At 61.6% G+C, this 16226-nt stretch carries 11 protein-coding genes; 1 reads left to right on the forward strand and 10 read right to left on the reverse strand.

What is annotated here, in order from left to right; all coding sequences use genetic code 11:
• Positions 1-11: 11 nt before the first annotated feature.
• The 7 genes from BMZ97_RS26925 to BMZ97_RS26955 form a co-directional block, all read right to left on the reverse strand.
• Positions 12-2186: an acetate--CoA ligase family protein gene (locus BMZ97_RS26925; protein ID WP_244546615.1), complete on the reverse strand. Its 2175-nt coding sequence runs from the start codon at positions 2184-2186 to the stop codon at positions 12-14.
• A gap of 23 nt (positions 2187-2209) precedes the next feature.
• Entirely contained in the window at positions 2210-3880 is a 1671-nt protein-coding gene (locus BMZ97_RS26930; RefSeq protein ID WP_092177265.1) for an ABC transporter substrate-binding protein, read from the reverse strand.
• Complete coding sequence (locus BMZ97_RS26935; RefSeq protein WP_092177267.1) at positions 3877-4923, reverse strand: ABC transporter ATP-binding protein; 1047 nt, start codon at positions 4921-4923, stop codon at positions 3877-3879. Before BMZ97_RS26935 ends, BMZ97_RS26930 begins: the two co-directional genes overlap by 4 nt.
• Positions 4920-5795, reverse strand: a complete 876-nt coding sequence (locus BMZ97_RS26940; protein WP_092177269.1) for an ABC transporter ATP-binding protein — start codon at positions 5793-5795, stop codon at positions 4920-4922. Before BMZ97_RS26940 ends, BMZ97_RS26935 begins: the two co-directional genes overlap by 4 nt.
• Positions 5792-6610, reverse strand: a complete 819-nt coding sequence (locus BMZ97_RS26945; protein ID WP_244546616.1) for an ABC transporter permease — start codon at positions 6608-6610, stop codon at positions 5792-5794. Before BMZ97_RS26945 ends, BMZ97_RS26940 begins: the two co-directional genes overlap by 4 nt.
• 94 nt (positions 6611-6704) lie before the next feature.
• Positions 6705-7673, reverse strand: a complete 969-nt coding sequence (locus tag BMZ97_RS26950) for an ABC transporter permease (protein WP_092177273.1) — start codon at positions 7671-7673, stop codon at positions 6705-6707.
• A gap of 12 nt (positions 7674-7685) precedes the next feature.
• The gene (locus BMZ97_RS26955) at positions 7686-8591 is read right to left on the reverse strand and encodes an amidohydrolase family protein (RefSeq protein ID WP_092177275.1); all 906 of its coding nucleotides are present in this window, start codon (positions 8589-8591) and stop codon (positions 7686-7688) included.
• Between the two features lie 266 nt (positions 8592-8857).
• Between BMZ97_RS26955 and BMZ97_RS26960 the strand changes: the two genes are divergently transcribed.
• Positions 8858-9637: an IclR family transcriptional regulator gene (locus BMZ97_RS26960; protein WP_244546617.1), complete on the forward strand. Its 780-nt coding sequence runs from the start codon at positions 8858-8860 to the stop codon at positions 9635-9637.
• A 96-nt stretch (positions 9638-9733) separates the two neighbouring features.
• On the opposite strand, the gene BMZ97_RS26965 is transcribed toward BMZ97_RS26960, so the two are convergent.
• The 3 genes from BMZ97_RS26965 to BMZ97_RS26975 form a co-directional block, all read right to left on the reverse strand.
• The gene (locus tag BMZ97_RS26965; protein WP_092177277.1) at positions 9734-12928 is read right to left on the reverse strand and encodes an FAD-binding and (Fe-S)-binding domain-containing protein; all 3195 of its coding nucleotides are present in this window, start codon (positions 12926-12928) and stop codon (positions 9734-9736) included.
• Positions 12929-13171: 243 nt separating this feature from the next.
• Positions 13172-14767, reverse strand: a complete 1596-nt coding sequence (locus BMZ97_RS26970; RefSeq protein ID WP_092177414.1) for a GMC family oxidoreductase — start codon at positions 14765-14767, stop codon at positions 13172-13174.
• Positions 14768-14772: 5 nt separating this feature from the next.
• Complete coding sequence (locus BMZ97_RS26975; RefSeq protein WP_092177416.1) at positions 14773-15627, reverse strand: shikimate dehydrogenase family protein; 855 nt, start codon at positions 15625-15627, stop codon at positions 14773-14775.
• Positions 15628-16226 lie beyond the last annotated feature (599 nt).

The following is a 16226-nucleotide window of genomic DNA, read 5'->3' on the forward strand; positions in this document are numbered from 1 at the left end:
ACCGCTTTTCCCTATCTTGCGCAGACGAAGAGTGCATCGACGACGCGAACGTCCCCAGAGCCCTTGCGGATGAGCACGGGGTTGAGATCGCAGGCGGCCAGAACGCCGTCGAAATCGCTTGCGAGCTGCGACAGCTTCACCGCGAGCTCAATCAATTGGCTCGTGTCGGTGCGGGGCATCAGGTTGCGATAGCCGGCCAGCATCCGGTCGAGCTTTGTCTGGCGCAGCATCGCCCCTGCCTGCTCATGGGTGAGCGGCGCAAGGGCTGCCGCGCGGTCGGCCATCAACTCGACCAGCGTGCCGCCACTTCCCAGAACGATCATCGGGCCGAACGGCGGCGCTGCCGTGAACCCCGCCATGGCCTCGACGCCGTCGACAAGCTCCTCCTGCAACTCGTAGCCATCGATCGTGGCCTCGGGGCGAGCCGCGGCAATGTTGCCTGCGATGCTTTTGATCGCGTCGCCCAAAGATGTCTCGTCGCGGACGCCGAGCACCACCCCGCCCACGTCGGAACGGTGCTGGACATCGCGCGACGCGACCTTGACCACCATCGGAAATCCGATCTCGCTCATGCGGGCGACGGCCTCGCCGGCATCCTTGACGACAATCGACTTCACCAGCGGGATTCCGTAAGCGCGCAGAAGCCGGAAAGACAGTTCTGGCTCGAGTGCACCCGAGCAGAGCTCGATATCGCGCCTCAACGCCACGACCACCTCGTCGAGGGGCGCGGACGCATCGCGGCGCTGGCGCGCCCAGGCACCCGCCGGGCCAGGCTTGCCGAGGGCAAGGTTGCCGACCGCACGAAGCCCGGCATGAAGTCCCCGGATCAGCGGAACGCCATGGTCGGCGAGCATGGCGCGAACACCGGGATCGACGTTTTCGGAGGTCGGCGAGATCACGATCAGAGGCTTCTCGCTCGCCTTGCCCGCTGCCGCATAGACGTCCAGCACGCTCATATAGTTCTTGAGGGTCGCGGGATTCAGGCTTTCCTGCATGTCCTGAAGAACGACGACGGCACCCACGGCCTCGTCGGCGATGACCGCCTGCATCGCTTCGGGCATATTGCGATCCTCCACGATGACCGTGGCCCCGAAATCAACCGGATTGTTTCCGTCGATCCCAGGCAGCGCAGCACGCAGGCGCGACCTGGTATCGTCGGCAAACGCTGCGACGGCTACGCCTTGCGCCTCCGCGATGTCGCATGCGAGTGCGGTCTGGCCGCCGGAGATGCCGACGATTCCCAAGCTTGCTCCCTGCACCATCCGGCCTGCGGAGGCGGAGCATTCGAGCGCGGCGATGAGCTCGTCATAGTCCGACACCGTCGCGATATTGGTCTCCCGAAAGAAGCTGTCATATGCGTCGCGATCGCTGACCAATGCACCTGTATGGGCCTGCGTCGCGGCGACCCCGACCGCCGAGCGCCCCACTTTCAGCATCACAAGCGACTTACCCGCCGCGTGGACGCACTCCGCAGCCTCCGCCAATGCCAGGGGCGATTTGATCGATTCCGCGACGACGCCGATCACCGTCGTTTCATCGTCATCCGCCAGCCAGCGGATGTAGTCGGCGGCTGCGACATGAAACTCGCTGCCAACCGTCACGACCTTGGAAAGGCCGATGACGGTGGAGTTCATGACCGAAATCGCCGCAGACCCCGACTGGGCGATCAGCGCGACCTTGCCGGGCTTGAGCCGCAACGACGGCCGCGACGGATAAAGCGGAATGGAGTCGGTGAAATTGACCAGGCCCATGCAGTTGGGGCCGTGCACTATGAGGCGGCTATCGGCGCCGAACGCGCGCAGCGCCCGCTCCTCCTCATCGGAAAACCCGTTCGAGAACACGATCGCCGAGCGCACGGAACTCGCCTCGAGATCGCGAAGCACACCGGACACCTGCGCAGCCGGAATCGCGACGATCGCGAGGTCGGTGTCGCCGCGGATGTCCGCAGCCGAATTGAAAGCCGGTAGCCCATCGATCTGGTCGGCCTGCGGATGGATCGGCAGGATCGCGCCCTTGTAGCCCCATGACTTCAGGTTGCTGATGACGACATTGCCCTGCGTGATGCGCTTGGCGGACGCGCCGACAACTGCCACCGAACGGGGCTGGACCATGGGAGTGACGTTGATATGCAAGGCCTTGTCCTTCGAAAATAGGAGGGGCCGTGCAGCCGCCTTGGGCGGCTGCACGCGCTCATGTCTGCTCTGAAAGCTTACTGCTTGTCTTTCGGGAGCCAGGCTTCCGCCCAGTTCGGATGCGTGTTGAACGAGAAATTGAACTGCGCGTCCAAGTTCTTGAAGTTGGTCGTCACAGCCTCGAACGCTTGCGCGTTCGTCAGCGCGATCTGGTTCAGATCGCGGGCGATGATCTCGGCATAGGTCTTGTAGTGGGCCTTCTGCTGGTCCAGGGGCACCGCCGAAGCCAGGCTCGCCACCTTGTCGAACTCAGGATTGCAGTAGCCGGTCGGGTTCGCATAGGGGACGCTGGACTGGTTGCAGACAAAACTGCGATCGACGCCCAGCACGGGATTGGAGCGCCCCGTCAGCGCAATGATCGATGCGTCGAAATCATGTTGGGTATAGACCTTGTTGATCCAGATCTGCTGGTCGAGCGCGCTCAGCTTCACATCGATGCCGAGCGCGGTCCATTGCGCCTGCACGACCTGCGCTAGGGCGTCGTAGGGAGCGACCGCGGGCAAGGCGAGCTCGATCTGGAAGCGCTTGCCATCCTTGAGAGGATAGCCGGCTTCGTCAAGGAGCGTGCCCGCACGCTTGATGTCATATCCATACATCGTGTCGTAGTTGATCGATGTGTCGTGCAGGTTCTTGAATTGCGTCGGGATGGCGCTCTTGGCGGTTTCGGCGAGCCCTTGATAGACGTCCCGGACGATCCGCTGACGATCGATGGCATGGAAGAGCGCCTGCCGCACCTTCACATTGTTCATCGGCGCGCGTCGCAGGTTGAAGTCGATGACCGCGGTCTCGGGCGCATTGGTCATGATCTGCACCACGCGGATCGTGCCTTTCTTCGCCGCTTGCTGGGTCGCAGGCACCTGCACCACTTCTGGACGGAACCAGTTGACCTCGCCGTTGATGAGAGCATTGAGGCGCTGCTGAGCATTCGGAATCAACGCGAAGACCACGGAGTCGAGATAGGGTTTGGGCGCTTCCCAATAATAGGGATTGCGGACGAAGGTGATCGACTGGCCGCTCACCCACTTGTCGAATTTAAAGGGCCCAAGACCTACGGGCGCCAGATTGGCGGGGTGCGTGGCTACGTCCTTGCCTTCGTAGATGTGCTTCGGCATGAGCGGAAACACCTCCTTGTCGAAGAGGTCGAGCGTAGCGGTCAGCGGCTGCTTGAGCTGAAGGACGAAAGTTTTTTCGTCTGGTGCTGACACCTTCTCGATAAGCGGGATCAGCTTTGTCAGATAAGTATTGAACTTTCCGAAAGCCTCGAGCGTGAAGGCCACATCGACTGCGCTGAACGGCTTGCCGTCCGACCATTTGACGCCTTCGCGGATGTGAAAGGTGTAGGTCTTGCCGTCGTCGGAGATCTCCCAACGCGTCGCGAGACGCGGCAGGCGGTTGCCTCCGCTATCATAAGTCATCAGGCCGTCGGCCCAGACATCGGCAGCGTGGAGCGGTGGAACGGCCGAGGTCATCTGCGTATTCAGGTTGGGTATCGTCGTCGCATTCAGCGTCGCGATGACCGTGCCGCCCTTGACTGGCGTCCCGTCGTCAGCAAGCGCGGCCGATATGGCGCACAAGCTGATCGTACCCGCCAGGAGTGAAAGCGCGCTCGTCTTCAGGGTCGTCCGCGCATGATTGAGTTTATTCGTGTAGGCCACGTTCAATCTCCCTTTGGTTTCAGATCGGTTCATATCGCCGCCCGCCCGGCAGCATTCGCGCCAGCCGCATGGGACGCCTTGGCATTGACCTCTTCGGCGCGGTGACAGGCAGCCTGGGCGCCGCGCGGTCCCACCGGCCTCAGCGTCGGCTCGCGCGTGGCGCAGATATCGACCGAGTCGGCGCAGCGGTGTCGGAAGCGACAGCCGCCCTTCAAAGCCTCGGGCGGAGTGGCTCGCGGCAGCGTCGTATCGAGACGTCGAATGCGACTGCGACGGGGGTCGAGTGAAAGCCGGGCGTCGAGCAGCAACTTCGTATAGGGGTGGAAAGGCTCGGTGTAGATCGATGGCCCGATCTCCACGACGCGGCCGCGATACATGACCGCGGTCCGGTCGGCGATCGCCTGCATGGCGCCGAGATCATGACTGATCACCACGAAGCCGACATTCGTCGCTTCGTGCAGGGTCTTCATCAGCTCGAGAACCTGCGCCTGTACGGAGACGTCGAGGCTCGACAGCGGCTCGTCTGCGATAATGATCTTCGGCCGTAGCATCATTGCGCGGGCGATCGCGACGCGTTGCTGCTGGCCGCCGGAGAGCTGATGCGGATAGCGCTCCAGATATTGCTCCGGCGGAGCAAGGCCTACAGATGCAAGTTGCGCGGCGAGAAAGGCGCGTGTCTCCCCGGCGGGACACAAAGCATGACGCCGGACGATATAGCCCAGAATGCGCTCGATCGTCATGCGCGGGTTCAGGGATGAGGCCGGATCCTGGAAGACGGCCTGGATCTCGCGCCGGAACTGCTGCCTGCGGTCGCGTCCGAGCGATCCCAGCTCCGTTCCGCGGAATTGCACTTTGCCGGCCGTCGGCTTGTTCAGCATCAGCATCAGCTTCGCCAGCGTGCTCTTGCCAGACCCGGACTCGCCCACGATCGCGAGCGTCTCGCCTTCGTTGACATCGAGATCGACGGAATCGACGGCGCGGACGGTGGTCCATCCCGGGCCATTGGCGTTGCGGCTGGTGTAAACCTGTTCGGCGCCGAGCAGACGCAAGATCGGCGCGGTCACGGGAGCGGTCATGACCTGTGCTCCTGCGAAATCCGGCGCGTGCTCAAATCGATCAACCGCGCCGAATAGGGATGCTGGGGGTTCTCGAACAGCTCGACCGTCGTAGCGCTCTCGACGACCTTGCCGGTGTGCATCACATAGACGCGGTCGCAGAGTTCGGCGACGACTCCGAGATCGTGCGTGATGATCGCCATCGCCATGTTGCGTTCGCGGTGCAGGCGATGAAGCGTCTGCAGAACCTGCAGCTGCACCGTCGCGTCGAGCGCCGTGGTCGGCTCGTCGGCGAAGAGAAGCTTGGGGTCGCTGGCCAGCGCGATTGCGATCATCACGCGCTGCCGCATGCCGCCCGACAATTCGTGGGGATAGCGCCGGGCGATGTTCTTCGGGTCCGGGAGCCCGACCTCGTCGAGCAGGGCCCACACGCGGCTCTCGTACGAGCCGGTCGTCGCATCCTGCGAGAGCGCTTCCCCGATCTGGCGGCCGACGCGCTGCGTCGGGTTGAGATAGCCGAGCGGATCCTGGAAGATCATGGAGAAGCCGCGCCCTCGCCTCAGCGTCCGTAGCTCCCTGTCGCCCATATTCAGAATGTCGCGCCCTTCGAAGCGCAGATTGCCGCTGAGCTCGGCAATCTTCACATTCGGCATCAGCCGCGTGATGCCACGTGCCAGCGTGCTTTTTCCCGATCCCGACTCGCCGACGATCCCGACGCATTCGCCTTGTCGAACCTGGAAATCGACGCCGTCGACGGCACGTATGACCGCGTGGCCCAGACGCAGATGAACCTTCAGGCAGCCGACATCGAGCAGCACCGGAGCAGCGGCGTCGGGCGCTTCCGGCGCGTCGGTCGTCCCGGCCTCGGATCGATCCCGCTGCACGCCGCTCATTGCAATCCGCCCATGCCGCTCGTGCTGCGGGGATCGATGATCTCGTTGAGGCCATCGGCGAAAAGATTGAGCCCGACGACGGTGATGCAGATGGCGGCGCCCGGAAACAGGCTCATCCACCAGGCACTGTCCATGTAGTCCTGGGCAACGAACAACAGCCGCCCCCAGCTGACCCTGCTGGGGTCCGACAGGCCGAGAAAGCCCAGTCCGGCCTCGATCAGGATGGCGATGCTCGCGTCGAGCGCCACCTGCACGATGATGGGCTGGATCGCGTTGGGAAGGATCTCGCGAAACATGATGTGCGCGGTCGAAAGATCGGCGACGCGGGCCGCGGCAATGAACTCCCGCTCGCGCAGCTTGATGTACTGCCCATAGACGAGGCGCGCCTCCATAGGCCAGATCGCCAGCGCAACGGCGGCGATCAGCAGCCAGAAGTTCGAGCCGAACAACGCGACGGCGCACAGAACGAGAATGATGACGGGAAGCGTCTGGAAGAGCTCGATGAGCCGCATCAGCACGGCCTCGACAGGACCTTGGAAGTACCCAGCCAGGATACCCAGCGTCCCGCCCACCAGCAGCGCGGCCAATGCGGCTCCCAGCCCGACCAGCAGGGATGATTGGCTCCCGTACAAGATCAGCGAGAACAGGTCGCGGCCGGTATTGTCGGTGCCGAACGGGAATGGCCACGAGGGAGGCGCAAGGCTGACCGGCGTCTGCTCCAGCGGAGGGTACGGTGCGATGAGGGGCGCGGTGATCGCCATGACCACCAGAACGAGCAGGATGCCCGCGCCCAGAGCGCCATGGCGCGTGCCCACGATATTGGCGAAATGAGCTTGCCAGCTTCCCGGAACGATGCCTTTGCCGGCGACTGCTGGTGCTGTTGCTTTTGAATCCGACATGACCGCGACCTCAGCGCACTGTTCTGATGCGCGGGTCGAGCGCCGCGTAGAGGAGATCGACGATCAAATTCATCGCGACGACGGCCAGCGCGGAAAAGATGACGACGCCGATCACCATCATGTTGTCCCGCAGCCTGATCGAATCGACCAGCAGCAAACCCAGCCCAGGCCACGTGAAAACAGTTTCAAGGAAAACCGCCCCGCCGAGCGCGGAGCCGAAGGCATAGCCGGCGATGGTGACCAATGGCAGGCTCGAATTGCGCAGCACATGCCTGCGAATGATCTGGCCGCGGGTCAGGCCCTTGGCGCGCGCGGTAATGATGTAGCCCTGCGAGATCGTGTCGATGACGCTGGCGCGCATGATCCGCGCGACGCGCATGCCTTCGTGGATGCCGAAGGCCAGGACCGGCAATGCCAGATAACGCAGCTTTTCCAAAAGCCACGCGAACCCCTGTGCGCGGCTGACCATCGGACCGATCCCCTGGGTCGGCAACCAGCCCAGATGCAGCGCAAAAAACATGACGAGCAGCTGGCCGAGCCAGAATGTCGGGACCGCGTAGACGATCAGCGTGGTCGTGGTCCAGAACTTGTCCGTACCGGCGCTGCGCGTCGTTCCGGCCGCGACGCCGATCGCCATGCCGAGCGGGATCGCAAGGGCGAAGCTGACCGAGGCCAACAGGATCGTCCGCGGCGCCCGCTCGAGAATGAGGTCGAGAACTGCGCGTTGGTTCTGATAGGAAAAGCCGAAATCGCCTTTTGCGACATTGATCAGATAGTTCGAAACTTGGACAAGGAACGGATCGTTGAGCCGATATTTCTCTTCGATCGCCTGCCGATAGGCCGGAGGCACAGGGTAATCGCCGACCAGCGCCTGCACCGGATCGCCGGGAATCAGATGAAGCATGGAGAACATCAGAATGATGACCACCAGGATCAGGGGCACTGCGTAGAGCGCCCGCCGGCCGACGAACCTCAGCATCGGACCGCGTCCCTAGTTCAGTCGGAAGAACTCGGATGCGTTACCCGAAAGCCACTTCTCGATGACCTTCTCCTTGAGGGGCAGTCGCTTGTAGTCGTCGATGATGCTCTCGAACGACGTGGCGAAGAGATAGCGCGACAGCCCAACCATCACCTTGTCCTGCAGCAGCGTGTTGCCGAACTGCAGGAACTGCTCCCATCCGGAACCCGGCTGACCGAAGTAACGCGGGTGGTGAGCGGCCGTATCGACATAAAGGCGCGGATGGCGTCGAAGCAGCCCGACCATGTCGTTCACCCAGGGCCATCCGGCGAGTCCCGCCACGATCCTCAATTCGGGAAAGTCCACCGCGACGTCATCGAGATAACGGGGGTGACCAAGGTCGTAGGGCCGATCGTTTGCGTAGTTCATCGAAGTGTAGATGCGGACCGGGACGTCCAGTTCGACGCATTTGGCATAGAGCGGGTAATAGCGCCGGTCATTGGCAGGCACGCCATTATATAACGCCGACAGGCGCAGACCATTTGCACCCTCTTCCTTGACCAGGCGCTCGAACTCGCGGACGGCGCGCATGCCGTCCAGGGGATTGAAGGTCGTGAACAGGAAGAAACGGCCGGGATGCGCGCTGTGGATCTTGCCTGTCGCGCTGTTCTCCGCACCGACGAGCAGGCCCTTGGATATGCCTGCGCGGTCCATGTCTTCCACCAGCCGCGCCAAGCCGCCATCGTCAGCCACGCTCGGCTCAGCAGCCGCGGCCGCCTTGCCCTTAAAAACGTTGATGTAGTTGTCGAAGCCATAGCCCTCGGGCCTCGGCAGGGACTGCGCGAAAGGCGTCCCGGGGCGGCCGTTCGAGATGCGTTCAAGATCTGGATTAGCCTCGCTGCGCGGCAGGCTGATCTCCATGTCGATCACGTTGCTCATCGGGATCGTCTCCGTGATGTGATGTGGGCGTAGGGGAAACGCCAGTTCCACATGATAAGCGCGGAGGAGCGGCAGGAGTCAACCAAATGATCATCGACTAATACTTTTGTTGATTATCTTGACATTTTGATGGGAGTGAGACAAGCCTCGAGCTGCGGCGGAGCCGTTATGTTAGGGGCCTTGATATTGGATGCGATTGTCGGAAACAGTATAAATCTATATGAATCGGCGCTACTAAAATAAAGATTCTAAATAAGGAGGATGTCTTGGAGGAATTCGCTCATGACCCGGATATCGCGACGACTCTTGTCAAAGGGCTTTCTGTCCTGGAGTCGTTTCGTCCCAACCGACCATCCATGAGCAACGGTGAAATCGCGATTCAATCAGGCATTAATCGCTCGACGGTCGCCAGATTGACTTACACACTGGCAAAAATGGGCTACCTGAAGCAGGAGAAATCCAAGTTCAGGCTGAGCTGGCGGGCACTGGTGCTGATCAATCCGCTGCTGGCGAATCTGAAGTTGCTGCAGATCGCGCGCCCCTCGATGCAGAAGCTGGCGCAGGATCTCGGCTGCACGGTCTCGATCGGCACGATCGATCGCACCAATCTCGTCTATCTTGAAACCTCGCGCGTGAACGAGAACATCTGGGGCTCTCCCGATCTCGGAACGATAGGCCCTCTCGTGCCGACGACCATCGGCCATGCACTTTGCTCCCAGCTGACCGATGAGGAACTGAAAGCGAAGATCCACGAGATGAAGCGCCATTCTCCCGACCTCTGGGCGAAATACTCTGACGCCTTCATGCAAGGCGTCGCGGATTGCCGTAGCCGCGGCTTTTCCATCGCGAAGGGTACCTGGACCCCTGGCACGCATTCCGTTGGCGTCCCGCTGGTGCGCAACGCCAATGGAGATTGCTTCGGCATGAACTGCCGCGTCCCTGTCTTCCGTTTAAGTCCCAACCAGATTGAAGATGAAGTTGCGCCACGGCTGATGTCGTTGGCCGCCAATCTCCGCAACCAGTTGAGCGCCATTATGCCGGTGTAAATCGGTTTCCTGCATCCAAACCGCACCGGACGCGGCGTCCACATTACCGGCAGCAGGCCGGACAGATTGGACGACCGCAAACGCCCAAGGCCGAGCTCAGGATGGGGTAGCACGTCCGTCCTGCCCGGCTGTGAGCTTTGCCAGGAGAACCTGCACGGGATGCGGGAGCCGAGCACCGTCGATGAGCGCCGCTTGTGAGCGGCACGAGTAACCATCGGCCATGAGGCGCCCGCTCGCAACGGCTCCAGCAACGTGACGTGCCCAGCTTTGGGCATAGATGCGCGTCGAGGCATCCCGGTGCTCGGCTTCGTGCCCCCAGGTTCCTGCCATCCCACAACAGCCCGACGGTGCGATTCGCAATCTCAGTCCAAGCTTGGCAAAAACGGTCTCCCAGTCTCTCAATGCGACAGGCGCGTTGGTCCTCTCCGTACAATGCGGGAGCAAAAGATACTCTTCGCCATCGACGGCGGCACGCGCGTTCAGACGCCCTGCCAGCCACTCCTGCACGAGCAGCACGCGCGGGCGTTCTGCATCGTTCACCACCCCTGCATACTCGGAGCGGTAGGTGAGCGTGATCGAAGGATCTAGCCCGACGAGCGCCACGCCGCCGGCAGACAGCTCGGCCAACATGGCCGAATTGGCCATGGCCACGTCCCCGAACGCTTTCAGAAAGCCATGCACGTAAAGCGCCTTGCCGTTGGGACGATAAGGGGCAAGGAAAGGCCGATAACCGAGTGCCTGAATGAAGTCGATCAGATCCAGGAGCAGCGGTGTCTCGTAGAAGCTCGTGAATGCGTCCTGCACGATGACGACGCTCCCGGCCTTCTCGTCCGCCGTCAGGGCAGACAGGGCCTCGGACGTGGCAAATGCGACGCCCCGGGCTCTGATTTCGGCTTTGATGTCGAGTTTGGACAATGACGGGGTGGCGACAAGCCCAATCGTGCGCAACAGGGCTCGGCCCGGCCTGCTGTGCGTGACCGCATTATAGAGGCCTGGCGTTCGCGCGGCCCAGGGCACGAGATGTTCGATCGAACCTACAAGATAATCCCGCGCGGGACGCAAGTATCGACCGTAGTATAGTTGCAGGAATTTTGACCGGAACGCCGGCACGTTGACCTTGACCGGACACTGGCCAACGCAGGATTTGCACGCAAGGCAACCGTCCATCGCCTCCTTCACGTCATGCGAGAAGTCGGCCTCCCCGCCGCGCCGCGCCCAGCTGTTGCGAATCCGGTTCGGCAGTCTGTGCCATTGTCCGCGGCGCAGTCGTTTGGCTTCATCGACAGGATCGACGCCTGCCATGGCGAGCTGCCGAAGCCATTCGCGCATGAGCTGAGCGCGCCCTTTGGGCGAATGCCGACGCTCTCTGGTCTCCTTCCAGGAAGGACACATCGCATCGTCGGGATCCCAGTTGTAGCAGGCGCCGTTTCCGTTGCAGTAAAGCGCGTTGTCATAGGCCTCGGCGATGGCCGGCGCGATGACGCGCTCGCGAGCGCCACGGGTTGGAACCTCGTCGATCCGCAGAAGCGCGCCGCCCGCCGGCGCCGCGATCTTGCCGGGGTTGAGCTGATTGCGAGGATCGAAAGCGGCTTTGATCTCTTGCAGGCATGGATAGAGCGGCCCGAAAAAAGCCGGCGCATATTCAGAACGCACGCCCTTCCCATGTTCTCCCCAAAGCACGCCCCCGTATTTTCGGGTCAGCGCAGCGACTTCATCGGTGATGTCGCGAATGAGGAATTCCTGCTTCGGATCGGTCATGTCGATCGCCGGGCGAACATGGAGAACGCCGGCGTCGACATGGCCGAACATGCCATAAGCAAGCCCCCGCCGATCCAGCGCCGCGCGAAATTCCGCGATGTAGTCGGCAAGGTGCTCAGGCGGCACCGCCGTATCCTCGACGAACGGAATCGGCCGGCGCCTGCCCTGCATGTTCCCGAGCAGGCCGACGGCCTTCTTCCGCATGGACCAGATGCGCTCCACGGCCCGTGCGGAACCTGACGGAACCTCGATTGCCCTTCCTTGGGAGCCGTTGCCATCTTCAGCGGGGCGCAGGTCGTCTTGGGAGCGCCCGCTTATAGAGGAAGGCAACAGCGGCCTTCCTTCTGCAGGAAGCCGGCGATCCCCTTCATTGCGGGCCACGGTAAAGCCGCGACGGCCGTTGATGCGGCCTTCTCTTTCGAGCTTCGCCAGCGCTCGCTGGATCTGGCTTTCCAGGGCGGCCAAATCGTCGGCGAGAAATTCGACGAGATTGATGCCTTCGGCTGGGCCTTCCGGATCGTCGGGAAAGAACTCCTGGACATCCTGCCAGACGATGTCGTTGCGGGCGAGTGCCAAGACCTTCGAATCGACCGTCTCGATAGAGGCAGGCTGAAAATCGATGATTCCCCGCGCATCCCGCAGTGCGGAATCGAAGCTTCCGTAGCGAATCGTGATCAGCGCCGCGTAATTCGGGATCGGCAGCACATTCAGCTCGGCCTCCGCCACAAAGCCAAGCGTGCCCTCTGCGCCGCAGAGGATGGCGTTCAAATCGAACCGCCCGTCGGCAGTTCGAATGTTGGCGAGGTCATATCCGGTCAGACTGCGGTTCAGCCGTGGGAAGCGCGCAGAGATAAGCAATCGCTTCTCGCGCTGAATCCGGTCGATGAGTTCGTGAATGGCTCCGATGCGATCCGGACGTGCCGCCACCACGGAAAGTTGTTCGTCGGTCATCGGTCGCGACGTCCAGACCGTGCCATCGAGCAGCACAGTCGTGAGGGCCAGCACATGGTCGCGCGTTTTGCCGTAAAGGCAGGACCCCTGGCCGCACGCATCCGTGTTGATCATACCGCCGATGGTTGCGCGGTTCGACGTCGACAGTTCCGGTGCGAAGAACAAGCCGTAGGGCTTGAGTGCGGCGTTGAGCTGATCCTTGACGACACCCGCCTGAACACGAACCCGCCGATTGTCGATGTCGATGTCGAGAATGCGGGTCATATGTCGAGAGACGTCTACGACCAGGCCATCCGTCAGGGATTGAGCATTGGTGCCTGTGCCCCCGCCGCGGGGCGCGAGCCTGATGTCCCGGAACCTTTCCTCCCCAGCCACGCAAACAATGCGCAGCAGGTCGTCGGTGCCGCACGGGAATGCGATGGCCTCTGGCGTGACATGGTAGATCGAGTTGTCGGTAGCCAGGACCGTTCGATCAGCGATGCCATCGGAAAGCTCGCCTTGGAAGCCGCGCGCCCGAAGCTCTGCCAGAAATGCTGCATAGAGGGGAGCGGAAGCCGGCGCGCCCGCAAGGCGCGGGATCACGCTGGGATTCCTTTGAGAACCGCGGCCAACTGGGTTTTCGGACAGGAGAGATCGCGCTGTTTCATGGATATCAGATTTACCGTGTCGTGGACGCGTGCAGGCGGTTTACCGACGTGGGTGACTACAATCTCATGATCCCAGCTATCGGGCCGACGAACGATGATTTTCCGTGCCGATAAAGCTGGAATGAACAGCCATGAACTGACGCGATATCGATAGAACTATGAGCTGGCAGCATTCGATTTACGCGCGATGATCGGCAAGGACGAGATCGGCGCCCTTCTCGGCAATCATCATGACCGCTGCTTGAGTATTGCCTGAGACCTCAGTGGGCATTATAGCGGCATCGATCACCCGCAATCCGTCAAGACCGCGCACGCGCAGCCGCTCATCGACGACTGCTTCGGGACCTTGCCCCATGCTGCAGGTTCCAACCGGATGGTAGATCGTCTGGCCCGTCCGTCGAGCAAAATCCAGCCATTCTTCCCGACTGCGAACATGCTCGCCGGGATTGAGCTCGAACGCCCTGAAGCGATCCATCGCTGGCTGTTCCAGGACGCATCGCGCAATCCTCATTCCGTCGACGATAGCGTCCTGGTCGGTGCCGACGTCCAGAAAGTTCGGACTGATGGATGGAGCCACCATGGGATCCTGCGATTTCACATGGATGAAGCCGCGCGACTCCGGCCGCAACTGCGTGACGCCGACGGTCATCCCCGGCTCTCGGTCAAGAGAGCGATCCGCCGCATTGGCGTAACTCGCATGCATAAAGAAATACTGGACATCGGGTTCGAGAAGTTCGGGGCGCGTTTTGACGAAGCCGTGAGCAAGCCCGGTCCCAAGTGTCAGGATTCCCGTCCGTCTTGCGAAGTACTGCGCGACCGCCAACCCTAGCCGCCATCCGCGCGTCTGCTCGTTGAGGGTTATGGGAAGCTTGACGCGCCAATTCATACGCGTCGCGAAATGATCGCGGTAGTTCCTGCCGACCCCCGGCAGAGCGTGCCTGACGTCGATCCCGACACCTTGGAGAATATCGGGCCGCCCGATTCCGGACAGCTCGAGAAGATGTGGGGACTGGACCGCGCCGGCCGCCACGATGACCTCGGCACGCGCACCGACATAGCTTTCCACACCCGCCCGGCGAACCCAGACGCCCGCTGCCCTTTTGTCCTTGAGTTCGATGCGCAGAACATGCGCTTCAGTCCAGACAGCGAGGTTTTTCCTGCCGAGCGCCGGCTTCAGATAGGCGTCGGCCGCGCTCCAGCGCCGCCCGTTCTTCTGATTGACCTGGTAGAAGCCGAAGCCTTCCTGTGTCGCTCCGTTGTAGTCTGGGTTTTCCGGATACCCGGCCTGCTTACCAGCTTCGATGAAGGCGTCCGCCAAAGGATGACGTTCGGCAACGCGCGTGATGTGCACAGGACCGTCGCGCCCGCGCAAACGATCCTCGCCACCCTCGAATGTTTCGAGTTTACGAAAATAGGGAAGAACGTCGTCCCAGCCCCAGCCGCGATTCCCGCTTTGTGCCCAGGTATCGAAATCCTGCGGCTGGCCACGAACGAAGATCATGCCGTTGATCAGTGTCGAACCGCCCAGCCCCTTGCCGCGAGGAACGACGATCTCCCGGTCGTAGGTGCCTTTTTCGGGCTCGGTGTGAAAACGCCAATTGTAGCGGTGGCCGGCCAGCAATTTGCTGAACCCGGCGGGGATCGAGATCCAGAAGCCGTTGTCGCGCCCACCCGCCTCGATCAGAAGGACGGTATGGCGACCATCCTCGCTGAGACGGTTAGCAAGGGCGCAGCCTGCAGTCCCGCCCCCAACGATCACGAAATCAAATTCCATCATGTTCAGATATTCTCGCGCTTCCGGCTCGCCGGAACCGCGCTATCATCGACGCGCTCGGGGTTCGCCCCCATCCAGTCGGCCATGAGTTTCAATTGGCATTGCAGCATCGGCCAGCCCGGATGGGTGCGGCAGCCAGCTTTTGCCGCGGCAGCCAGCAGGGGCGTTACCTCCGGCTGCATGATGATCTCGGCTACGATCTGGTTAGGCATCAAACGGGCGACGTCCAAGGGGAACGGATCGTTCTCTTTGAGCCCCATCGACGTGGCGTTGACGACGATATCGTGCCCTGCCGGGTCGATCGAGCCGACCTCAGAGCGAACGTCGTGATGAACCTGGCGCAATCGCGCGACAAGGTCACTGCAGCGCTCCAGGGTTCGATTGGCGATCGTCAGCCGAGCAACGCCCGCCTGCGCCAACGCGAAGGCGATCGCGCTCGCTGCTCCCCCCGCGCCAGCCAGGTAGACGCTGCGGCCCTCGATGCTGATGCCCTCCTGTCGAAGGCCAGCCACAAACCCTGCACCATCGAGTATATGTCCAATGAGGCGCCCCCCGTCATCGCGGCGGACCGCATTGACCGCTCCTACGATGCGCGCCGCTTCGGTGACCTCGTCCAGCAGCGGGATGATCGACGTTTTGTGCGGCACGGTCACGATGAACCCAGCCAGGTTTTTCCAGTTTCGGATCCCGTCGAGCACCGTCGACAGGTCACGAGACTGCACGTGAATGGGTATCATGACGCCGTCATATCCACGCCGCCTCAGCAGGTCGTTGATACCCTGGGGAGTTTTGACATGAATGACAGGATCCGCCAATATTGCGAATATTTTCGTACTTCCGGTTATAACAACCTTGCTCACTGTATTATAGTCCAAAGCAATTTATTCGTGTGTCTGCAAAATATTTCAACATATTGATTGCATCCCAATGAGATCTTGCTCTAGCTGAATTCTCTCATCTCCCGGCGACCACTCATGAAAATTCGTTGGCTTGTTGAGATGAATAGCCCTTTGCGCCCCCAAAGACGCCGCCGACGGAACCGCATCTTTCGAACATAGCCATGTCGAACTCACAGGCGCCCGAGACCGAGCATCTTATCGGAGATGGCTGCGCCACATGATTTCGCTCCATGCCTTACGACACGCAGCCAAGTTGCCGCGTCGAACGGGATCGATATGAGCGCGCGCCCGGCGACGGATCCTATCCAGAATTGCACGACTGGCCCTCCCCGGCGGTTCCCGCTGTCGCCCCTGATCGGGTCAACGCATTTCGGAAATCTCTACTGCAAACCCGGTTGCCTGACAAGTTGGCTTGCGCTAAATTGTTGCGATGATCCTCGATTGAATGGCCGACGATGGGGCTCTAGGTAAGCGCGGCAACGGACGATATATCGACGATCCGGGCCTTTGAGGCGGCTCGTGAAGAGGTAGCGGCTACATGCCGTTTCCAAAAATCGGTC

It is taken from the genome of Allobosea sp. OK403, assembly GCF_900113835.1.
Classification (GTDB): domain Bacteria; phylum Pseudomonadota; class Alphaproteobacteria; order Rhizobiales; family Beijerinckiaceae; genus Allobosea.

Coding starts and splice junctions, on each gene's coding strand:
- BMZ97_RS26930 (WP_092177265.1), bottom strand. CDS start 3,880: ATGAACCGATCTGAAACCAAAGGGAGATTGAACGTGGCCTACACGAAT.
- BMZ97_RS26935 (WP_092177267.1), bottom strand. CDS start 4,923: ATGACCGCTCCCGTGACCGCGCCGATCTTGCGTCTGCTCGGCGCCGAA.
- BMZ97_RS26940 (WP_092177269.1), bottom strand. CDS start 5,795: ATGAGCGGCGTGCAGCGGGATCGATCCGAGGCCGGGACGACCGACGCG.
- BMZ97_RS26950 (WP_092177273.1), bottom strand. CDS start 7,673: ATGCTGAGGTTCGTCGGCCGGCGGGCGCTCTACGCAGTGCCCCTGATC.
- BMZ97_RS26955 (WP_092177275.1), bottom strand. CDS start 8,591: ATGAGCAACGTGATCGACATGGAGATCAGCCTGCCGCGCAGCGAGGCT.
- BMZ97_RS26970 (WP_092177414.1), bottom strand. CDS start 14,767: ATGGAATTTGATTTCGTGATCGTTGGGGGCGGGACTGCAGGCTGCGCC.